1 protein-coding gene is annotated in these 26,975 nt (G+C 50.8%); it reads left to right on the forward strand.

All coding sequences use genetic code 11. From position 1 onward, the window contains the following. Window positions 1-65: 65 nt before the first annotated feature. Window positions 66-26,969, forward strand: a complete 26,904-nt coding sequence (locus ACB088_RS01525; RefSeq protein WP_375037810.1) for a BapA/Bap/LapF family large adhesin — start codon at window positions 66-68, stop codon at window positions 26,967-26,969. The last annotated feature ends 6 nt before the right edge of the window (window positions 26,970-26,975 follow it).

Consider the following 26,975-nt stretch of genomic DNA (forward strand, 5'->3'; position numbering starts at 1 on the left):
AAACATTAAGTAAAAAGAATTATACATAAAATCATTTAAATCAATAATATAAAAGGAATACAGATATGCCTGAAATACAAATTATTGCCAAGGATAGTCACGACACCTTGTCAACCATCAAGGGAACTTCCGCATCGCTTACAGAAGCGTCGGTGGTATTAGTAAAAGTGGCTGCCAGTGATGTATTGGTAGTGAATAGGGAGGGAACCAATGCAGTCATTCGCCTTAAAAATGGCGAGACAATTGTTATTGAAGGCTTTTTTAGTGGAACAGCTGAGCCTAAAGATAACAGCCTTGTTTTTCAAGACGAAAATGGACAGTTAATCTGGGCAAAATTTAAAGATGCTGAAAATGATGCAGACGCGGATGCTGATGCCGATGCTGATGCTGACAGTGATGTTGAACCACAAGCACTCGTAGCTGAAGATTTACCAGCCGCTTTACCTGCAGAGGCACCACAAGAGTTGGTGTCTGATGTTATTTATCAGCCTATTTCTTCAATTGAACCATTGCTTTATCACGATGCGGGCATAAATCCATGGTTATGGGCTATCCCATTAGTTGCGGGTGGTATCATTGCAGCAGCATCAAACAGTGATAGTAATAATGACGACTCTTCAACACCTACCGACACAACACCACCAAATACGGACGGGGTAACTTTCTCTGTTAATTCCGTTACATCTGATAATGTACTTAATGCCTCAGAAGCAGCAGGTAATGTCACCATTACTGGTATTTTGAAAAATATTCCAGCAGATGCGGCCACTACTGCCGTTACAGTTGTTATTAATGGGGTAACTTATACTGCAACTGTTGATAAAGCAGCAGGTACATGGACAGTAAGTGTGCCGGGCAGTGGTTTAAAAGCAGATTCAGATCAAACAATAGATGCTACTGTGACGTTTACAGATGCAGCAGGTAATAGCAGCACTGTTAAAGATACGCAAAGCTATACAGTAGATACCACTGCACCGAATGTGCCAGTGATTGACCCGGTGAACGGGACAGACCCGATTACAGGTACAGCAGAACCTGGTTCAACAGTAACAGTAACTTATCCGGACGGTAGCACAGTAAGTGTTGTAGCTGGACCGGATGGTAACTGGACTGTACCGAACCCAGGTCTGAATGATGGCGATGAAGTTGAAGCAGTAGCAACAGATCCAGCTGGAAATACATCAGGACCAGGTACAGCTATTGTTGATGCAGTAGCACCAACAGTCGCTCTGAATGATGTATTGACCAACGACAGCACACCACCTTTGACAGGTACGGTAAGTGACCCAACAGCAACTGTGGTGGTGACTGTCGATGGTGTGAACTATCCAGCGACCAACAATGGTGATGGCACCTGGACACTTGCAGACAATAGCTTGCCTGCACTGACTGATGGACCACACACGATTACCGTGACTGCAACAGATGCAGCAGGTAATGCCGGTACAGACACGGGTGTCGTGACAGTAGATACGACCGCTCCGAATGTGCCAGTGATTGACCCGGTGAACGGGACAGATCCAATTACAGGTACAGCAGAACCTGGTTCAACAGTAACAGTAACTTATCCAGACGGTAGTACAGCAAGTGTTGTAGCAGGACCGGATGGTAGTTGGTCAGTAGATAACCCTGGTCTGAATGATGGCGATGAAGTTGAAGCAGTAGCAACAGATCCAGCTGGAAATACATCAGGACCAGGTACAGCTATTGTTGATGCAGTTGGGCCAAATACAGATGGTGTTAACTTTGCAGTTGACTCTGTCACAGCGGACAACGTGATTAATGCGTCAGAAGCATCAGGCAATGTCACAATTACAGGCGTTCTCAAAAATGTTCCGGCAGATGCGACGAATACAGTCGTTACTGTTGTTATTAATGGTCAAACGTATACTGCAACAGTAGATAAAGTTGCAGGCACTTGGAGTGTAAGTGTACCAGGTAGTGGCTTAACGGCAGATGCAGATAAAACCATTGATGCGAAAGTAACGTTTACAGATGCAGCAGGTAATAGCAGTACTGTTAACGACACACAAACATATACAGTTGATACTACAGCCCCAGCAGCCCCAGTGATTGACCCGGTTAACGGGACAGATCCAATTACAGGTACAGCAGAACCTGGTTCAACAGTGACAGTAACTTATCCAGACGGCAGTACAGCAAGTGTTGTAGCAGGACCGGATGGTAGTTGGTCAGTAGATAACCCTGGTCTGAATGATGGCGATGAAGTTGAAGCAGTAGCAACAGATCCAGCTGGAAATACATCAGGACCAGGTACAGCTATTGTTGATGCAGTTGGGCCAAATACAGATGGTGTTAACTTTGCAGTTGACTCTGTCACAGCGGACAACGTGATTAATGCGTCAGAAGCATCAGGCAATGTCACAATTACAGGCGTTCTCAAAAATGTTCCGGCAGATGCGACGAATACAGCCGTTACAGTTGTTATTAATGGGGTAACTTATACCGCAACTGTAGACAGCGTAGCGGGTACATGGACAGTAAGTGTACCGGGTAGCGGCTTAACGGCAGATGTAGATAAAACCATTGATGCGAAAGTAACGTTTACAGATGCAGCTGGTAATAGCAGTACTGTTAACGACACACAAACATATACAGTAGATACCACAGCACCGAATGTGCCAGTGATTGACCCGGTGAACGGGACAGACCCGATTACAGGTACAGCAGAACCTGGTTCAACAGTAACAGTAACTTATCCAGACGGTAGTACAGCAAGTGTTGTAGCAGGACCGGATGGTAACTGGACTGTACCGAACCCAGGTCTGAATGATGGCGATGAAGTTGAAGCAGTAGCAACAGATCCAGCTGGAAATACATCAGGACCAGGTACAGCTATTGTTGATGCAGTTGGGCCAAATACAGATGGCGTTAACTTTGCAGTTGACTCTGTCACAGCGGACAACGTGATTAATGCGTCAGAAGCATCAGGCAATGTCACCATTACAGGTGTATTGAAAAATGTTCCGGCAGATGCGACGAATACAGCCGTTACAGTTGTTATTAATGGGGTAACTTATACCGCAACTGTAGACAGCGTAGCGGGTACATGGACAGTAAGTGTACCGGGTAGCGGCTTAACGGCAGATGTAGATAAAACCATTGATGCGAAAGTAACGTTTACAGATGCAGCTGGTAATAGCAGTACTGTTAACGACACACAAACATATACAGTAGATACGACCGCTCCGAATGTGCCAGTGATTGACCCGGTGAACGGGACAGATCCAATTACAGGTACAGCAGAACCTGGTTCAACAGTAACAGTAACTTATCCGGACGGTAGCACAGCAAGTGTTGTAGCTGGCCCGGATGGTACTTGGACTGTACCGAACCCAGGTCTCAATGATGGCGATGAAGTTACAGCAGTAGCAACAGATCCAGCTGGAAATACATCAGGACCTGCAACAGGCGTTGTTGATGCAGTAGCACCAACAGTCGCTCTGAATGATGTATTGACCAACGACAGCACACCACCTTTGACAGGTACGGTAAGTGACCCAACAGCAACTGTGGTGGTGACTGTCGATGGTGTGAACTATCCAGCGACCAACAATGGTGATGGCACCTGGACACTTGCAGACAATAGCTTGCCTGCACTGACTGATGGACCACACACGATTACCGTGACTGCAACAGATGCAGCAGGTAATGCCGGTACAGACACGGGTGTCGTGACAGTAGATACGACCGCTCCGAATGTGCCAGTGATTGACCCGGTGAACGGGACAGATCCAATTACAGGTACAGCAGAACCTGGTTCAACAGTAACAGTAACTTATCCGGACGGTAGCACAGCAAGTGTTGTAGCTGGCCCGGATGGTACTTGGACTGTACCGAACCCAGGTCTCAATGATGGCGATGAAGTTACAGCTGTTACAACAGATCCAGCTGGAAATACATCAGGACCTGCAACAGGCGTTGTTGATGCAGTAGCACCAACAGTCGCTCTGAATGATGTATTGACCAACGACAGCACACCATCGCTCACCGGTACAGTCAACGATCCAACAGCAACAGTTGTTGTGAATGTGGATGGCACTGACTACCCGGCAGTAAACAATGGTGATGGCACCTGGACACTTGCAGACAATAGCTTGCCTGCACTGACTGATGGACCACACACGATTACCGTGACTGCAACAGATGCAGCAGGTAATGTGGGTACAGACACGGGTGTCGTGACAGTAGATACGACCGCTCCGAATGTGCCAGTGATTGACCCGGTGAACGGGACAGATCCAATTACAGGTACAGCAGAACCTGGTTCAACAGTAACAGTAACTTATCCGGACGGTAGCACAGCAAGTGTTGTAGCTGGCCCGGATGGTACTTGGACTGTACCGAACCCAGGTCTCAATGATGGCGATGAAGTTACAGCTGTTACAACAGATCCAGCTGGAAATACATCAGGACCTGCAACAGGCGTTGTTGATGCAGTAGCACCAACAGTCGCTCTGAATGATGTATTGACCAACGACAGCACACCAGCGCTCACCGGTACAGTCAACGATCCAACAGCAACAGTTGTTGTGAATGTGGATGGCACTGACTACCCGGCAGTAAACAATGGTGATGGCACCTGGACGCTTGCAGACAATAGCTTGCCTGCACTGACTGATGGTCCACACACGATTACCGTGACTGCAACAGATGCAGCAGGTAATGCCGGTACAGACACGGGTGTCGTGACAGTAGATACGACCGCTCCGAATGTGCCAGTGATTGACCCGGTGAACGGGACAGATCCAATTACAGGTACAGCAGAACCTGGTTCAACAGTAACAGTAACTTATCCGGACGGTAGCACAGCAAGTGTTGTAGCTGGCCCGGATGGTACTTGGACTGTACCGAACCCAGGTCTCAATGATGGCGATGAAGTTACAGCTGTTACAACAGATCCAGCTGGAAATACATCAGGACCTGCAACAGGCGTTGTTGATGCAGTAGCACCAACAGTCGCTCTGAATGATGTATTGACCAACGACAGCACACCAGCGCTCACCGGTACAGTCAACGATCCAACAGCAACAGTTGTTGTGAATGTGGATGGCACTGACTACCCGGCAGTAAACAATGGTGATGGCACCTGGACGCTTGCAGACAATACCTTGCCTGCACTGACTGATGGTCCACACACGATTACCGTGACTGCAACAGATGCAGCAGGTAATGCCGGTACAGATACTGCAGTGGTGACAATTGATACCACTGCACCAAATGCACCGGTACTTGATCCAATCAATGCAACAGATCCAGTCAGCGGTACAGCAGAACCTGGTTCAACAGTGACTGTAAGCTTCCCGGACGGTACCACTGCAACAGTCGTTGCAGGTACAGATGGTAGCTGGTCAGTACCAAACCCAGGTACTCTGGTGGATGGCGATACAGTGACTGCAACAGCGACTGACCCTGCAGGCAATACCTCATTGCCAGGCACAGGAACAGTCTCTGCAGACATCACGCCACCAGTGGTTGCGCTTGATGATGTCCTCACCAATGACAGCACACCAGCGTTAACTGGTACAGTCAACGATCCAACAGCAACAGTTGTTGTGAATGTGGATGGCACTGACTACCCGGCAGTAAACAATGGTGATGGCACCTGGACACTTGCAGACAATACCTTGCCTGCACTGACTGATGGTCCACACACCATTACCGTGACGGCAACTGACCCTGCAGGCAATGCAGGAACAGATACTGCAGTGGTGACGATTGATACCACGGCACCAAATGCGCCGGTACTTGATCCAATCAATGCAACAGATCCAGTCAGCGGTACAGCAGAAGCGGGTTCAACCGTGACTGTGACATATCCTGATGGCACGACTGCAACCGTAGTCGCAGGCACAGATGGCAGCTGGTCAGTACCAAACCCAGGTAACCTGGTGGATGGCGATACAGTAACGGCAACAGCGACTGACCCTGCAGGCAATACCTCATTGCCAGGCACAGGAACAGTCTCTGCAGACATCACGCCACCAGTGGTAGCGCTTGATGATGTGCTCACCAACGACAGCACACCAGCGCTCACCGGTACAGTCAACGATCCAACAGCAACAGTTGTTGTGAATGTGGATGGCACTGACTACCCGGCAGTAAACAATGGTGATGGCACCTGGACGCTTGCAGACAATACCTTGCCTGCACTGACTGATGGTCCACACACGATTACCGTGACTGCAACAGATGCAGCAGGTAATGCCGGTACAGATACTGCAGTGGTGACAATTGATACCACTGCACCAAATGCACCGGTACTTGATCCAATCAATGCAACAGATCCAGTCAGCGGTACAGCAGAACCTGGTTCAACAGTGACTGTAAGCTTCCCGGACGGTACCACTGCAACAGTCGTTGCAGGTACAGATGGTAGCTGGTCAGTACCAAACCCAGGTACTCTGGTGGATGGCGATACAGTGACTGCAACAGCGACTGACCCTGCAGGCAATACCTCATTGCCAGGCACAGGAACAGTCTCTGCAGACATCACGCCACCAGTGGTTGCGCTTGATGATGTCCTCACCAATGACAGCACACCAGCGTTAACTGGTACAGTCAACGATCCAACAGCAACAGTTGTTGTGAATGTGGATGGCACTGACTACCCGGCAGTAAACAATGGTGATGGCACCTGGACACTTGCAGACAATACCTTGCCTGCACTGACTGATGGTCCACACACCATTACCGTGACGGCAACTGACCCTGCAGGCAATGCAGGAACAGATACTGCAGTGGTGACGATTGATACCACGGCACCAAATGCGCCGGTACTTGATCCAATCAATGCAACAGATCCAGTCAGCGGTACAGCAGAAGCGGGTTCAACCGTGACTGTGACATATCCTGATGGCACGACTGCAACCGTAGTCGCAGGCACAGATGGCAGCTGGTCAGTACCAAACCCAGGTAACCTGGTGGATGGCGATACAGTAACGGCAACAGCGACTGACCCTGCAGGCAATACCTCATTGCCAGGCACAGGAACAGTCTCTGCAGACATCACGCCACCAGTGGTAGCGCTTGATGATGTGCTCACCAACGACAGCACACCTGCGCTCACCGGTACAGTCAACGATCCAACAGCAACAGTTGTTGTGAATGTGGATGGTGTTGACTACCCGGCGACGAACAATGGCGATGGCACCTGGACACTTGCAGACAATACCTTGCCTGCACTGACTGATGGTCCACACACCATTACCGTGACTGCAACAGATGCAGCAGGTAATGCCGGTACAGATACTGCAGTGGTGACAATTGATACCACTGCACCAAATGCACCGGTACTTGATCCAATCAATGCAACAGATCCAGTCAGCGGTACAGCAGAACCTGGTTCAACAGTGACTGTAAGCTTCCCGGACGGTACCACTGCAACAGTCGTTGCAGGTACAGATGGTAGTTGGTCAGTGCCAAACCCAGGTACTCTGGTGGATGGCGATACAGTGACTGCAACAGCGACTGACCCTGCAGGCAATACCTCATTGCCAGGCACAGGAACAGTCTCTGCAGACATCACGCCACCAGTGGTTGCGCTTGATGATGTCCTCACCAATGACAGCACACCAGCGTTAACTGGTACAGTCAACGATCCAACAGCAACAGTTGTTGTGAATGTGGATGGCACTGACTACCCGGCAGTAAACAATGGTGATGGCACCTGGACACTTGCAGACAATACCTTGCCTGCACTGACTGATGGTCCACACACCATTACCGTGACGGCAACTGACCCTGCAGGCAATGCAGGAACAGATACTGCAGTGGTGACGATTGATACCACGGCACCAAATGCGCCGGTACTTGATCCAATCAATGCAACAGATCCAGTCAGCGGTACAGCAGAAGCGGGTTCAACCGTGACTGTGACATATCCTGATGGCACGACTGCAACCGTAGTCGCAGGCACAGATGGCAGCTGGTCAGTACCAAACCCAGGTAACCTGGTGGATGGCGATACAGTAACGGCAACAGCGACTGACCCTGCAGGCAATACCTCATTGCCAGGCACAGGAACAGTCTCTGCAGACATCACGCCACCAGTGGTAGCGCTTGATGATGTGCTCACCAACGACAGCACACCTGCGCTCACCGGTACAGTCAACGATCCAACAGCAACAGTTGTTGTGAATGTGGATGGTGTTGACTACCCGGCGACGAACAATGGCGATGGCACCTGGACGCTTGCAGACAATACCTTGCCTGCACTGACTGATGGTCCACACACCATTACCGTGACTGCAACAGATGCAGCAGGTAATGCCGGTACAGATACTGCAGTGGTGACAATTGATACCACTGCACCAAATGCACCGGTACTTGATCCAATCAATGCAACAGATCCAGTCAGCGGTACAGCAGAAGCAGGTTCAACTGTAACTGTGAGCTTCCCGGATGGTACGACTGCAACAGTCGTTGCAGGTACAGACGGTAGCTGGTCAGTGCCAAACCCAGGTACTCTGGTGGATGGCGATACAGTAACGGCAACAGCGACTGACCCTGCAGGCAATACCTCATTGCCAGGCACAGGAACAGTCTCTGCAGACATCACGCCACCAGTGGTAGCGCTTGATGATGTGCTCACCAACGACAGCACACCTGCGCTCACCGGTACAGTCAACGATCCAACAGCAACAGTTGTTGTGAATGTGGATGGTGTTGACTACCCGGCGACGAACAATGGCGATGGCACCTGGACGCTTGCAGACAATACCTTGCCTGCACTGACTGATGGTCCACACACCATTACCGTGACGGCAACTGACCCTGCAGGCAATGCAGGAACAGATACTGCAGTGGTGACGATTGATACCACGGCACCAAATGCGCCGGTACTTGATCCAATCAATGCAACAGATCCAGTCAGCGGTACAGCAGAAGCGGGTTCAACCGTGACTGTGACATATCCTGATGGCACGACTGCAACAGTCGTTGCAGGTACAGATGGTAGCTGGTCAGTACCAAACCCAGGTAACCTGGTGGATGGCGATACAGTAACGGCAACAGCGACTGACCCTGCAGGCAATACCTCATTGCCAGGCACAGGAATAGTCTCTGCCGACATCACAGCCCCTGTGGTTGCGCTTGATGATGTGCTCACCAACGACAGCACACCAGCGTTAACTGGTACAGTCAATGATCCAACAGCAACAGTTGTTGTGAATGTGGATGGTGTTGACTACCCGGCGACGAACAATGGCGATGGCACCTGGACACTTGCAGACAATACCTTGCCTGCACTGACTGATGGTCCACACACCATTACCGTGACTGCAACAGATGCAGCAGGTAATGCCGGTACAGATACTGCAGTGGTGACAATTGATACCACTGCACCAAATGCACCGGTACTTGATCCAATCAATGCAACAGATCCAGTCAGCGGTACAGCAGAAGCAGGTTCAACTGTAACTGTGAGCTTCCCGGATGGTACGACTGCAACAGTCGTTGCAGGTACAGACGGTAGCTGGTCAGTGCCAAACCCAGGTACTCTGGTGGATGGCGATACAGTGACTGCAACAGCGACTGACCCTGCAGGCAATACCTCATTGCCAGGCACAGGAACAGTCTCTGCAGACATCACGCCACCAGTGGTAGCGCTTGATGATGTGCTCACCAACGACAGCACACCTGCGCTCACCGGTACAGTCAACGATCCAACAGCAACAGTTGTTGTGAATGTGGATGGTGTTGACTACCCGGCGACGAACAATGGCGATGGCACCTGGACGCTTGCAGACAATACCTTGCCTGCACTGACTGATGGTCCACACACCATTACCGTGACTGCAACAGATGCAGCAGGTAATGCCGGTACAGATACTGCAGTGGTGACAATTGATACCACTGCACCAAATGCACCGGTACTTGATCCAATCAATGCAACAGATCCAGTCAGCGGTACAGCAGAAGCAGGTTCAACTGTAACTGTGACATATCCTGATGGTACGACTGCAACAGTCGTTGCAGGTACAGACGGTAGCTGGTCAGTGCCAAACCCAGGTACTCTGGTGGATGGCGATACAGTAACGGCAACAGCGACTGACCCTGCAGGCAATACCTCATTGCCAGGCACAGGAACAGTCTCTGCAGACATCACGCCACCAGTGGTAGCGCTTGATGATGTGCTCACCAACGACAGCACACCTGCGCTCACCGGTACAGTCAACGATCCAACAGCAACAGTTGTTGTGAATGTGGATGGTGTTGACTACCCGGCGACGAACAATGGCGATGGCACCTGGACGCTTGCAGACAATACCTTGCCTGCACTGACTGATGGTCCACACACCATTACCGTGACGGCAACTGACCCTGCAGGCAATGCAGGAACAGATACTGCAGTGGTGACGATTGATACCACGGCACCAAATGCGCCGGTACTTGATCCAATCAATGCAACAGATCCAGTCAGCGGTACAGCAGAAGCGGGTTCAACCGTGACTGTGACATATCCTGATGGCACGACTGCAACCGTAGTCGCAGGCACAGATGGCAGCTGGTCAGTACCAAACCCAGGTAACCTGGTGGATGGCGATACAGTAACGGCAACAGCGACTGACCCTGCAGGCAATACCTCATTGCCAGGCACAGGAATAGTCTCTGCCGACATCACAGCCCCTGTGGTTGCGCTTGATGATGTGCTCACCAACGACAGCACACCAGCGCTCACCGGTACAGTCAATGATCCAACAGCAACAGTTGTTGTGAATGTGGATGGCACTGACTACCCGGCAGTAAACAATGGTGATGGCACCTGGACGCTTGCAGACAATACCTTGCCTGCACTGACTGATGGTCCACACACGATTACCGTGACTGCAACAGATGCAGCAGGTAATGCCGGTACAGATACTGCAGTGGTGACAATTGATACCACTGCACCAAATGCACCGGTACTTGATCCAATCAATGCAACAGATCCAGTCAGCGGTACAGCAGAACCTGGTTCAACAGTGACTGTAAGCTTCCCGGACGGTACCACTGCAACAGTCGTTGCAGGTACAGATGGTAGCTGGTCAGTACCAAACCCAGGTACTCTGGTGGATGGCGATACAGTGACTGCAACAGCGACTGACCCTGCAGGCAATACCTCATTGCCAGGCACAGGAACAGTCTCTGCAGACATCACGCCACCAGTGGTTGCGCTTGATGATGTCCTCACCAATGACAGCACACCAGCGTTAACTGGTACAGTCAACGATCCAACAGCAACAGTTGTTGTGAATGTGGATGGCACTGACTACCCGGCAGTAAACAATGGTGATGGCACCTGGACACTTGCAGACAATACCTTGCCTGCACTGACTGATGGTCCACACACCATTACCGTGACGGCAACTGACCCTGCAGGCAATGCAGGAACAGATACTGCAGTGGTGACGATTGATACCACGGCACCAAATGCGCCGGTACTTGATCCAATCAATGCAACAGATCCAGTCAGCGGTACAGCAGAAGCGGGTTCAACCGTGACTGTGACATATCCTGATGGCACGACTGCAACCGTAGTCGCAGGCACAGATGGCAGCTGGTCAGTACCAAACCCAGGTAACCTGGTGGATGGCGATACAGTAACGGCAACAGCGACTGACCCTGCAGGCAATACCTCATTGCCAGGCACAGGAACAGTCTCTGCAGACATCACGCCACCAGTGGTAGCGCTTGATGATGTGCTCACCAACGACAGCACACCTGCGCTCACCGGTACAGTCAATGATCCAACAGCAACAGTTGTTGTGAATGTGGATGGTGTTGACTACCCGGCGACGAACAATGGCGATGGCACCTGGACACTTGCAGACAATACCTTGCCTGCACTGACTGATGGTCCACACACCATTACCGTGACTGCAACAGATGCAGCAGGTAATGCCGGTACAGATACTGCAGTGGTGACAATTGATACCACTGCACCAAATGCACCGGTACTTGATCCAATCAATGCAACAGATCCAGTCAGCGGTACAGCAGAACCTGGTTCAACAGTGACTGTAAGCTTCCCGGACGGTACCACTGCAACAGTCGTTGCAGGTACAGATGGTAGCTGGTCAGTACCAAACCCAGGTACTCTGGTGGATGGCGATACAGTGACTGCAACAGCGACTGACCCTGCAGGCAATACCTCATTGCCAGGCACAGGAACAGTCTCTGCAGACATCACGCCACCAGTGGTTGCGCTTGATGATGTCCTCACCAATGACAGCACACCAGCGTTAACTGGTACAGTCAACGATCCAACAGCAACAGTTGTTGTGAATGTGGATGGCACTGACTACCCGGCAGTAAACAATGGTGATGGCACCTGGACACTTGCAGACAATACCTTGCCTGCACTGACTGATGGTCCACACACCATTACCGTGACTGCAACAGATGCAGCAGGTAATGCAGGAACAGATACTGCAGTGGTGACGATTGATACCACGGCACCAAATGCGCCGGTACTTGATCCAATCAATGCAACAGATCCAGTCAGCGGTACAGCAGAAGCGGGTTCAACCGTGACTGTGACATATCCTGATGGCACGACTGCAACCGTAGTCGCAGGCACAGATGGCAGCTGGTCAGTACCAAACCCAGGTAACCTGGTGGATGGCGATACAGTAACGGCAACAGCGACTGACCCTGCAGGCAATACCTCATTGCCAGGCACAGGAACAGTCTCTGCAGACATCACGCCACCAGTGGTAGCGCTTGATGATGTGCTCACCAACGACAGCACACCTGCGCTCACCGGTACAGTCAACGATCCAACAGCAACAGTTGTTGTGAATGTGGATGGTGTTGACTACCCGGCGACGAACAATGGCGATGGCACCTGGACGCTTGCAGACAATACCTTGCCTGCACTGACTGATGGTCCACACACCATTACCGTGACTGCAACAGATGCAGCAGGTAATGCCGGTACAGATACTGCAGTGGTGACAATTGATACCACTGCACCAAATGCACCGGTACTTGATCCAATCAATGCAACAGATCCAGTCAGCGGTACAGCAGAAGCAGGTTCAACTGTAACTGTGAGCTTCCCGGATGGTACGACTGCAACAGTCGTTGCAGGTACAGACGGTAGCTGGTCAGTGCCAAACCCAGGTACTCTGGTGGATGGCGATACAGTAACGGCAACAGCGACTGACCCTGCAGGCAATACCTCATTGCCAGGCACAGGAACAGTCTCTGCAGACATCACGCCACCAGTGGTAGCGCTTGATGATGTGCTCACCAACGACAGCACACCTGCGCTCACCGGTACAGTCAACGATCCAACAGCAACAGTTGTTGTGAATGTGGATGGTGTTGACTACCCGGCGACGAACAATGGCGATGGCACCTGGACGCTTGCAGACAATACCTTGCCTGCACTGACTGATGGTCCACACACCATTACCGTGACGGCAACTGACCCTGCAGGCAATGCAGGAACAGATACTGCAGTGGTGACGATTGATACCACGGCACCAAATGCGCCGGTACTTGATCCAATCAATGCAACAGATCCAGTCAGCGGTACAGCAGAAGCGGGTTCAACCGTGACTGTGACATATCCTGATGGCACGACTGCAACCGTAGTCGCAGGCACAGATGGCAGCTGGTCAGTACCAAACCCAGGTAACCTGGTGGATGGCGATACAGTAACGGCAACAGCGACTGACCCTGCAGGCAATACCTCATTGCCAGGCACAGGAATAGTCTCTGCCGACATCACAGCCCCTGTGGTTGCGCTTGATGATGTGCTCACCAACGACAGCACACCAGCGCTCACCGGTACAGTCAATGATCCAACAGCAACAGTTGTTGTGAATGTGGATGGTGTTGACTACCCGGCGACGAACAATGGCGATGGCACCTGGACACTTGCAGACAATACCTTGCCTGCACTGACTGATGGTCCACACACCATTACCGTGACTGCAACAGATGCAACAGGTAATGCCGGTACAGATACTGCAGTGGTGACAATTGATACCACTGCACCAAATGCGCCGGTACTTGATCCAATCAATGCAACAGATCCAGTCAGCGGTACAGCAGAAGCGGGTTCAACCGTGACTGTGACATATCCTGATGGCACGACTGCAACAGTCGTTGCAGGTACAGATGGTAGCTGGTCAGTACCAAACCCAGGTAACCTGGTGGATGGCGATACAGTAACGGCAACAGCGACTGACCCTGCAGGCAATACCTCATTGCCAGGCACAGGAACAGTCTCTGCCGACATCACAGCCCCTGTGGTTGCGCTTGATGATGTGCTCACCAACGACAGCACACCAGCGCTCACCGGTACAGTCAATGATCCAACAGCAACAGTTGTTGTGAATGTGGATGGTGTTGACTACCCGGCGACGAACAATGGCGATGGCACCTGGACACTTGCAGACAATACCTTGCCTGCACTGACTGATGGTCCACACACCATTACCGTGACGGCAACTGACCCTGTAGGCAATGCAGGAACAGATACTGCAGTGGTGACGATTGATACTAGTGTTCCAGTTGTATCTTTAGATGATGTGACTACCAACGACACCACTCCAGCTTTAACAGGGGCAATCAACGACCCAACAGCAACAATAGTTGTGAATGTTGATGGCACTGACTATCCGGCAGTGAACAATGGTGATGGTACTTGGGCACTTGCAGACAATACATTGCCTGCATTAACAGATGGTCCACATACAGTCACCGTAACTGCGACAGATCCAGCTGGAAATATTGCAACTGATACAGCAACACTCACTATTGATACTGTACCGGCAGACCTGATCGGTGCGATCACGATCCCTGAAGACTTAAATGGCGACGGAATCCTGAATGCAGACGAGTTAGGCACAGATGGCAGCTTCAATGCACAAGTGGCATTGGGACCAGATGCACTTGACGGCACAGTGGTGAATGTCAATGGTGTGAACTACACCGTGACTGCAGCTGACCTGACCAACGGCTTCATCACCGCAGCGATTCCTGTGACAGGCGAAGGCCCAGTCGCAATCCATGCCGAGGCAGTTGATGCGCAAGGTAACGTGGATGTTGCAGATGCAGACGTCACCGTCACTATAGATACCTTACCGGCAGACCTGATCGGTGCGATCACGATCCCTGAAGACTTAAATGGCGACGGAATCCTGAATGCAGACGAGTTAGGCACAGATGGCAGCTTCAATGCACAAGTGGCATTGGGACCAGATGCACTTGACGGCACAGTGGTGAATGTCAATGGTGTGAACTACACCGTGACTGCAGCTGACCTGACCAACGGCTTCATCACCGCAGCGATTCCTGTGACAGGCGAAGGCCCAGTCGCAATCCATGCCGAGGCAGTTGATGCGCAAGGTAACGTGGATGTTGCAGATGCAGACGTCACCGTCACTGTAGATACCTTACCGGCAGACCTGATCGGTGCGATCACGATCCCTGAAGACTTAAATGGCGACGGAATCCTGAATGCAGACGAGTTAGGCACAGATGGTAGCTTCAATGCACAAGTGGCATTGGGACCAGATGCACTTGACGGCACAGTGGTGAATGTCAATGGTGTGAACTACACCGTGACTGCAGCTGACCTGACCAACGGCTTCATCACCGCAGCGATTCCTGTGACAGGCGAAGGCCCAGTCGCAATCCATGCCGAGGCAGTTGATGCGCAAGGTAACGTGGATGTTGCAGATGCAGACGTCACCGTCACTGTAGATACCTTACCGGCAGACCTGATCGGTGCGATCACGATCCCTGAAGACTTAAATGGCGACGGAATCCTGAATGCAGACGAGCTAGGCACAGATGGCAGCTTCAATGCACAAGTGGCATTGGGACCAGATGCAATCGATGGCACAGTGGTGAATGTCAATGGTGTGAACTACACCGTGACTGCAGCTGACCTGACCAACGGCTTCATCACCGCAGCGATTCCTGTGACAGGCGAAGGCCCAGTCGCAATCCATGCCGAGGCAGTTGATGCGCAAGGTAACGTGGATGTTGCAGATGCAGACGTCACCGTCACTGTAGATACCTTACCGGCAGACCTGATCGGTGCGATCACGATCCCTGAAGACTTAAATGGCGACGGAATCCTGAATGCAGACGAGTTAGGCACAGATGGCAGCTTCAATGCACAAGTGGCATTGGGACCAGATGCACTTGACGGCACAGTGGTGAATGTCAATGGTGTGAACTACACCGTGACTGCAGCTGACCTGACCAACGGCTTCATCACCGCAGCGATTCCTGTGACAGGCGAAGGCCCAGTCGCAATCCATGCCGAGGCAGTTGATGCGCAAGGTAACGTGGATGTTGCAGATGCAGACGTCACCGTCACTGTAGATACCTTACCGGCAGACCTGATCGGTGCGATCACGATCCCTGAAGACTTAAATGGCGACGGAATCCTGAATGCAGACGAGTTAGGCACAGATGGCAGCTTCAATGCACAAGTGGCATTGGGACCAGATGCACTTGACGGCACAGTGGTGAATGTCAATGGTGTGAACTACACCGTGACTGCAGCTGACCTGACCAACGGCTTCATCACCGCAGCGATTCCTGTGACAGGCGAAGGCCCAGTCGCAATCCATGCCGAGGCAGTTGATGCGCAAGGTAACGTGGATGTTGCAGATGCAGACGTAACCGTCACTGTAGATACCTTACCGGCAGACCTGATCGGTGCGATCACGATCCCTGAAGACTTAAATGGCGACGGAATCCTGAATGCAGACGAGTTAGGCACAGATGGCAGCTTCAATGCACAAGTGGCATTGGGACCAGATGCAATCGATGGCACAGTGGTGAATGTCAATGGTGTGAACTACACCGTGACTGCAGCTGACCTGACCAACGGCTTCATCACCGCAGCGATTCCTGTGACAGGCGAAGGCCCAGTCGCAATCCATGCCGAGGCAGTTGATGCGCAAGGTAACGTGGATGTTGCAGATGCAGACGTAACCGTCACTGTAGATACCTTACCGGCAGACCTGATCGGTGCGATCACGATCCCTGAAGACTTAAATGGCGACGGAATCCTGAATGCAGACGAGTTAGGCACAGATGGCAGCTTCAATGCACAAGTGGCATTGGGACCAGATGCACTTGACGGCACAGTGGTGAATGTCAATGGTGTGAACTACACCGTGACTGCAGCTGACCTGACCAACGGCTTCATCACCGCAGCGATTCCTGTGACAGGCGAAGGCCCAGTCGCAATCCATGCCGAGGCAGTTGATGCGCAAGGTAACGTGGATGTTGCAGATGCAGACGTAACCGTCACTGTAGATACCTTACCGGCAGACCTGATCGGTGCGATCACGATCCCTGAAGACTTAAATGGCGACGGAATCCTGAATGCAGACGAGTTAGGCACAGATGGCAGCTTCAATGCACAAGTGGCATTGGGACCAGATGCAATCGATGGCACAGTGGTGAATGTCAATGGTGTGAACTACACCGTGACTGCAGCTGACCTGACCAACGGCTTCATCACCGCAGCGATTCCTGTGACAGGCGAAGGCCCAGTCGCAATCCATGCCGAGGCAGTTGATGCGCAAGGTAACGTGGATGTTGCAGATGCAGACGTCACCGTCACTGTAGATACCTTACCGGCAGACCTGATCGGTGCGATCACGATCCCTGAAGACTTAAATGGCGACGGAATCCTGAATGCAGACGAGCTAGGCACAGATGGCAGCTTCAATGCACAAGTGGCATTGGGACCAGATGCAATCGATGGCACAGTGGTGAATGTCAATGGTGTGAACTACACCGTGACTGCAGCTGACCTGACCAACGGCTTCATCACCGCAGCGATTCCTGTGACAGGCGAAGGCCCAGTCGCCATCCATGCCGAGGCAGTTGATGCGCAAGGTAACGTGGATGTTGCAGATGCAGACGTCACCGTCACTGTAGATACCTTACCGGCAGACCTGATCGGTGCGATCACGATCCCTGAAGACTTAAATGGCGACGGAATCCTGAATGCAGACGAGCTAGGCACAGATGGCAGCTTCAATGCACAAGTGGCATTGGGACCAGATGCAATCGATGGCACAGTGGTGAATGTCAATGGTGTGAACTACACCGTGACTGCAGCTGACCTGACCAACGGCTTCATCACCGCAGCGATTCCTGTGACAGGCGAAGGCCCAGTCGCAATCCATGCCGAGGCAGTTGATGCGCAAGGTAACGTGGATGTTGCAGATGCAGACGTCACCGTCACTATAGATACCTTACCGGCAGACCTGATCGGTGCGATCACGATCCCTGAAGACTTAAATGGCGACGGAATCCTGAATGCAGACGAGCTAGGCACAGATGGCAGCTTCAATGCACAAGTGGCATTGGGACCAGATGCAATCGATGGCACAGTGGTGAATGTCAATGGTGTGAACTACACCGTGACTGCAGCTGACCTGACCAACGGCTTCATCACCGCAGCGATTCCTGTGACAGGCGAAGGCCCAGTCGCAATCCATGCCGAGGCAGTTGATGCGCAAGGTAACGTGGATGTTGCAGATGCAGACGTCACCGTCACTGTAGATACCTTACCGGCAGACCTGATCGGTGCGATCACGATCCCTGAAGACTTAAATGGCGACGGAATCCTGAATGCAGACGAGTTAGGCACAGATGGCAGCTTCAATGCACAAGTGGCATTGGGACCAGATGCAATCGATGGCACAGTGGTGAATGTCAATGGTGTGAACTACACCGTGACTGCAGCTGACCTGACCAACGGCTTCATCACCGCAGCGATTCCTGTGACAGGCGAAGGCCCAGTCGCAATCCATGCCGAGGCAGTTGATGCGCAAGGTAACGTGGATGTTGCAGATGCAGACGTCACCGTCACTGTAGATACCTTACCGGCAGACCTGATCGGTGCGATCACGATCCCTGAAGACTTAAATGGCGACGGAATCCTGAATGCAGACGAGTTAGGCACAGATGGCAGCTTCAATGCACAAGTGGCATTGGGACCAGATGCAATCGATGGCACAGTGGTGAATGTCAATGGTGTGAACTACACCGTGACTGCAGCTGACCTGACCAACGGCTTCATCACCGCAGCGATTCCTGTGACAGGCGAAGGCCCAGTCGCAATCCATGCCGAGGCAGTTGATGCGCAAGGTAACGTGGATGTTGCAGATGCAGACGTCACCGTCACTATAGATACCTTACCGGCAGACCTGATCGGTGCGATCACGATCCCTGAAGACTTAAATGGCGACGGAATCCTGAATGCAGACGAGTTAGGCACAGATGGTAGCTTCAATGCACAAGTGGCATTGGGACCAGATGCACTTGACGGCACAGTGGTGAATGTCAATGGTGTGAACTACACCGTGACTGCAGCTGACCTGACCAACGGCTTCATCACCGCAGCGATTCCTGTGACAGGCGAAGGCCCAGTCGCAATCCATGCCGAGGCAGTTGATGCGCAAGGTAACGTGGATGTTGCAGATGCAGACGTCACCGTCACTATAGATACCTTACCGGCAGACCTGATCGGTGCGATCACGATCCCTGAAGACTTAAATGGCGACGGAATCCTGAATGCAGACGAGTTAGGCACAGATGGCAGCTTCAATGCACAAGTGGCATTGGGACCAGATGCACTTGACGGCACAGTGGTGAATGTCAATGGTGTGAACTACGCCGTGACTGCAGCTGACCTGACCAACGGCTTCATCACCGCAGCGATTCCTGTGACAGGCGAAGGCCCAGTCGCAATCCATGCCGAGGCAGTTGATGCGCAAGGTAACGTGGATGTTGCAGATGCAGACGTCACCGTCACTATAGATACCTTACCGGCAGACCTGATCGGTGCGATCACGATCCCTGAAGACTTAAATGGCGACGGAATCCTGAATGCAGACGAGTTAGGCACAGATGGCAGCTTCAATGCACAAGTGGCATTGGGACCAGATGCACTTGACGGCACAGTGGTGAATGTCAATGGTGTGAACTACACCGTGACTGCAGCTGACCTGACCAACGGCTTCATCACCGCAGCGATTCCTGTGACAGGCGAAGGCCCAGTCGCAATCCATGCCGAGGCAGTTGATGCGCAAGGTAACGTGGATGTTGCAGATGCAGACGTCACCGTCACTATAGATACCTTACCGGCAGACCTGATCGGTGCGATCACGATCCCTGAAGACTTAAATGGCGACGGAATCCTGAATGCAGACGAGTTAGGCACAGATGGCAGCTTCAATGCACAAGTGGCATTGGGACCAGATGCACTTGACGGCACAGTGGTGAATGTCAATGGTGTGAACTACACCGTGACTGCAGCTGACCTGACCAACGGCTTCATCACCGCAGCGATTCCTGTGACAGGCGAAGGCCCAGTCGCAATCCATGCCGAGGCAGTTGATGCGCAAGGTAACGTGGATGTTGCAGATGCAGACGTAACCGTCACTGTAGATACCTTACCGGCAGACCTGATCGGTGCGATCACGATCCCTGAAGACTTAAATGGCGACGGAATCCTGAATGCAGACGAGTTAGGCACAGATGGCAGCTTCAATGCACAAGTGGCATTGGGACCAGATGCACTTGACGGCACAGTGGTGAATGTCAATGGTGTGAACTACACCGTGACTGCAGCTGACCTGACCAACGGCTTCATCACCGCAGCGATTCCTGTGACAGGCGAAGGCCCAGTCGCAATCCATGCCGAGGCAGTTGATGCGCAAGGTAACGTGGATGTTGCAGATGCAGACGTCACCGTCACTATAGATACCTTACCGGCAGACCTGATCGGTGCGATCACGATCCCTGAAGACTTAAATGGCGACGGAATCCTGAATGCAGACGAGCTAGGCACAGATGGCAGCTTCAATGCACAAGTGGCATTGGGACCAGATGCAATCGATGGCACAGTGGTGAATGTCAATGGTGTGAACTACACCGTGACTGCAGCTGACCTGACCAACGGCTTCATCACCGCAGCGATTCCTGTGACAGGCGAAGGCCCAGTCGCCATCCATGCCGAGGCAGTTGATGCGCAAGGTAACGTGGATGTTGCAGATGCAGACGTAACCGTCACTGTAGATACCTTACCGGCAGACCTGATCGGTGCGATCACGATCCCTGAAGACTTAAATGGCGACGGAATCCTGAATGCAGACGAGCTAGGCACAGATGGCAGCTTCAATGCACAAGTGGCATTGGGACCAGATGCAATCGATGGCACAGTGGTGAATGTCAATGGTGTGAACTACACCGTGACTGCAGCTGACCTGACCAACGGCTTCATCACCGCAGCGATTCCTGTGACAGGCGAAGGCCCAGTCGCCATCCATGCCGAGGCAGTTGATGCGCAAGGTAACGTGGATGTTGCAGATGCAGACGTCACCGTCACTGTAGATACCTTACCGGCAGACCTGATCGGTGCGATCACGATCCCTGAAGACTTAAATGGCGACGGAATCCTGAATGTAGACGAGCTAGGCACAGATGGCAGCTTCAATGCACAAGTGGCATTGGGACCAGATGCAATCGATGGCACAGTGGTGAATGTCAATGGTGTGAACTACACCGTGACTGCAGCTGACCTGACCAACGGCTTCATCACCGCAGCGATTCCTGTGACAGGCGAAGGCCCAGTCGCCATCCATGCCGAGGCAGTTGATGCGCAAGGTAACATGGATGTTGCAGATGCAGACGTCACCGTCACTGTAGATACCTTACCGGCAGACCTGATCGGTGCGATCACGATCCCTGAAGACTTAAATGGCGACGGAATCCTGAATGCAGACGAGCTAGGCACAGATGGCAGCTTCAATGCACAAGTGGCATTGGGACCAGATGCAATCGATGGCACAGTGGTGAATGTCAATGGTGTGAACTACACCGTGACTGCAGCTGACCTGACCAACGGCTTCATCACCGCAGCGATTCCTGTGACAGGCGAAGGCCCAGTCGCAATCCATGCCGAGGCAGTTGATGCGCAAGGTAACGTGGATGTTGCAGATGCAGACGTCACCGTCACTATAGATACCTTACCGGCAGACCTGATCGGTGCGATCACGATCCCTGAAGACTTAAATGGCGACGGAATCCTGAATGCAGACGAGCTAGGCACAGATGGCAGCTTCAATGCACAAGTGGCATTGGGACCAGATGCAATCGATGGCACAGTGGTGAATGTCAATGGTGTGAACTACACCGTGACTGCAGCTGACCTGACCAACGGCTTCATCACCGCAGCGATTCCTGTGACAGGCGAAGGCCCAGTCGCAATCCATGCCGAGGCAGTTGATGCGCAAGGTAACGTGGATGTTGCAGATGCAGACGTAACCGTCACTGTAGATACCTTACCGGCAGACCTGATCGGTGCGATCACGATCCCTGAAGACTTAAATGGCGACGGAATCCTGAATGCAGACGAGTTAGGCACAGATGGTAGCTTCAATGCACAAGTGGCATTGGGACCAGATGCACTTGACGGCACAGTGGTGAATGTCAATGGTGTGAACTACACCGTGACTGCAGCTGACCTGACCAACGGCTTCATCACCGCAGCGATTCCTGTGACAGGCGAAGGCCCAGTCGCAATCCATGCCGAGGCAGTTGATGCGCAAGGTAACGTGGATGTTGCAGATGCAGACGTAACCGTCACTGTAGATACCTTACCGGCAGACCTGATCGGTGCGATCACGATCCCTGAAGACTTAAATGGCGACGGAATCCTGAATGCAGACGAGTTAGGCACAGATGGCAGCTTCAATGCACAAGTGGCATTGGGACCAGATGCAATCGATGGCACAGTGGTGAATGTTAACGGTACTAACTACACCGTAACTGCAGCTGACCTTACAAATGGCTTTATCACAGCAACTCTTGCGGCAACAGCGGCAGATCCTGTGACTGGTCAGATTGTGATTCACGCTGAGGCAGTTGATGCGCAAGGTAACGTGGATGTTGCAGATGCAGACGTAACAGTAACACTTGATGTTACTCCACCAGATATCACTACAACAGTGTTAGCAATTGACCCAGTTACTGCTGATAACATCCTGGATGCCACCGAAGCTGGTGGAACTGTGACCTTAACGGGTACGTTGACCAACATCCCTACAGATGCGGCCACAACAGGTGTTGTAGTGACTGTAAACGGAGTGAACTACGTTGCGACAGTAGATGCAGCAGCGGGTACTTGGACCGTTGATGTAGCTGGTAGTGGCCTTGCAGCGGATACAGACTTAACTGTTGATGCTACAGCTACTTTCACAGACCTTGCTGGAAACAGCAGTACTCTGCAAGATACGCAAACTTATACTCTTGCAGGTTCTATCGTTGCCTTTGACAACTTTGATACAGCAGTACTCGCACCTCAACCATTGCTTGTACAAGATGATGCAGCACTAGGAAGTAATACTTACTTGGCGCTTGTATCGCTTGCTGGACTTGATTTGCAGTTAGGATCAGAGTCAATCGGCTTTACAGTTGGTGCAGGTGAAGAAGGTAATGCGACATTTACTTACAGTGCCTTAATTGGTGTAGATGCATTATCTGACTACTCGCTAGTTGTTCAGAAATTTGACACCGCAACAGGCCAATGGACTTCGGTCTATGGCGGTGGTGAAGCTGATATCCTTGATCTTACTTTACTAGGCTCAACTCCTGGTGTGGTTCTTGAAGGTCTAGAAGAAGGTCAATACCGTGCATTCATGACTTATAACGGTCTTCTAGGTATCGGTTTACTTGGTACCTTAACAGGCACAATGGATGTTTATGACACTACACAAGTAGGCGGCTACTACACTGAAGTTGCTGATGGTAACGTCATAACAGAAATAAATGATGCTGGTGAAGTAGACGTTGTGACTCCAACAACAGTTGTAAGTGCAGTTAACGGTCAACCTGTTGTAGCAGATGGCACGATCATTAATGGTGCTTACGGTACATTGGAAATCAACCTTGACGGTTCATACACTTATACGCCTACTGCAAGTGCGGCAGGTGTTGGTCAAACAGATGTGTTTGTCTACACATTAACTGATCCTCTAACTGGTGATACGGCTCAAGCAAATCTCAATATTCAATTGAGCTCTGTGAAAGCGGTAGACAATGTAGTAACGGCAGAAATTAACCCAGAGCCGTTGCTTGTTGCAGATGATGTAGCTCTTGGAGATGCGTCTTACCTTGCAGCCGTATCGTTGGCTGGTCTGGATTTACAATTGCTTGGTAACGAGGCAATTGAATTTACTGTTGATCCAAACCGTGAAGGTACAGCAACGTTCACATTCGATGCTTTACTCACTGTCGATTTACTCAGTGATTATGCGATTGTTGTTCAGAAGTTTGATGAAGCAACAGGACAATGGGTATCGATTGGTGGAACTAATCCAGAAGCTTCTCTCATTGATCTATCACTCATCGGCGGTACACCAACAGCCGTGCTTGAAGGATTGGATGCTGGTCAGTACCGTGCATTTATCGGATATGAAGGTTTGCTAGGCATAGGCTTAGGCGGAACATTAACTGGTACGATGGATGTCTATAATCCATACATCGTGGCTGGTTACTCTGTTGAACCGATCTCTGGTAATGTCATCAAAGATGCAAGCCTCACTGGTGAAGTTGATGCGGCAAGCAGCAGTGCTGTCATCTCTGAAGTGAATGGTATTGCTGTTGATCCAACAGCTGGTGCAACAATTGTTGGTACTTACGGTACCTTGGTGATCGATCAAGATGGTAACTACACATATACACCAACTGTGAATGGGGCAAACCTCGGTCAGGTAGATCAATTTACCTACACCTTGCTTGATCCTGTAACAGGTAACACTTCTGAGGCAACACTTTATGTTCGTCTCGATAGTGACAGTGTAGATATGACTTGGAACGATGCAGATCCATCTCAACCAGCTGTAATTACTAGTCCGCTTCCAGTAGATGCGATGGATAACGTTGCTTCAGCTGAAATAGACATGGTGTATCCAGTAACAACTGAGGTACTTGATAATGCGATCAGCTATAACTGGTTACTCGGTGTAGGTGGAATCGTTATCGGTTCTAGAGAAGGTACAGCTACATTTACAGTTGACCCAGGTAACCTTACTGATGCCATTATTGCAGTGAACTTCGGTTCGGTTGCAACAGTTATTGATGGTTTACATGTGGTATTAACACGAGTAAATCCAGACGGCACTCGTACAGTAGTTGCTGACAGTTCTGATACTGGTGTGATTGATTTGTTAGGTATCTTTGGTTCGGAAGTTCAATTCAAGATTGATAACTTAAGTGCTGGTACTTATGAATTGTTCATGGAAAGCAACACACTTCTAACAGCTCTAGGTAGTGTTACAGCAGATATCACACTAAATCATGGTGATATTACTCAGCCTCCAGTACTAGTTGTTGATCCTGTCACTGGTAATGTACTCGCTGATGATAACTCGGCAGTTTACGGTACAAACTATGTACCAGACTACATTACGACAACTTCAGTAGTAACTACAGTTACAGCTGAAAATGGTAATACAGAGGCGGTTGTAGTTGGTACTCCGACAGCGATCGTAGGTGCATATGGCAGCTTGATTATCAATTCAGACGGCAGCTATAGCTATCAAGCAACTGCAAATATGGCGAATGTAGGTAAAGTTGATAGCTTCACTTACACAGTCACAGACCCAGTTACTGGTAGAACTGATACAGCCACATTACATGTTCAAGTGGGTTCACCAGATGTTGATGTAACTTGGAATACAGCAGATCCATCGGCAGACGCTACACTTCCGACACCTGCTGTAACAGCTGATATAGATGATGCAACGATCAGCATGAAACCAGTCGTGGATCCTGCTGCTTCAGTGGCGAGTAATGATCTGCAATTTGCTCAGATTGGTACAGTTCCTATTATTGGAACACCTATCTACGGTACTACAGGTACAGTTACTTCTAGCCAATTTATAGTAGGTGCGAATACTGTTAGTGATGTACACGTACAGTTGAACTACACTGCATCATTAAGCTTGTCGGCATTGCCAACTGTAGCTTATAAGATCCAGCAGTTTGTAGGCGGTGTATGGGTAGATACGGTTTATTCAGGTTCAGCGACGGCTTTAGCAGGCGTGTTGGGTGCTCCAGCCTACTCGACAGATGTACCACATCTGTCTGCAGGTACATACCAAATCGTATTCAACATCAGTGCCCTTATTGCGATAGGCCAAGTGACCTTGGATACAGTAATTTCGACAACTACTACTCATCTAGACCAATACACACCAGATGGTCAAACAGACTGGATTACTGGCAACGTACTTACTAATGATGTCGTAGAAGGTACTCAGCTCTATGTAATGAACTCAACAACTGGCACATATGAGCTAGCTGCTGGTCAAGGAGTGAATACAGGTGAAGGCACATTGTATCTATACAATGATGGCTCTTACTTCTACAAACCATTAGACAGTGCTGCGAATGCGACAATCGATGTGGTTGATTACAAGTTAGTTTCGGTGATTGATGGCAGTGAATATGTTTCTTCATTGACGATTAACTTGAGTCAAGAGTTGAATAGCCTTGCAGTAAGTACTGCGGCAAATGATACATTTGCTCTTGGTAATGGCTCTGATACCTTGATCTACAACACATTAACAGCTGCAAGTGTCACTAACGCAACTGGTGGTAACACAACAGGTGGTGGTGTAGATACATGGACTGACTTCCATGTAGGTAATACTGCAACTGATGATCAGGCCGATAAGATTGACTTGAGTAACTTGTTAATTGGTTCTCAATCTAACTTAACAATCGGTCAATATGTGTCAGTAAGCTACGATGCGGGTACGCAAACTGCGACAATCAGCGTAGACCGTGATGGTGGAGTACTTATCGAAGGCACTTACACTGAAACACCATTGCTTCAATTGACTAACCTCACAGGTCCAGTCACATTGAATGACTTGATCAACAATGGTCAAATCATTTTCTAATCTGAC

It is taken from the genome of Acinetobacter sp. RW6, from assembly GCF_041956835.1.
GTDB classification, from domain to species: Bacteria; Pseudomonadota; Gammaproteobacteria; order Pseudomonadales; family Moraxellaceae; genus Acinetobacter; species Acinetobacter calcoaceticus.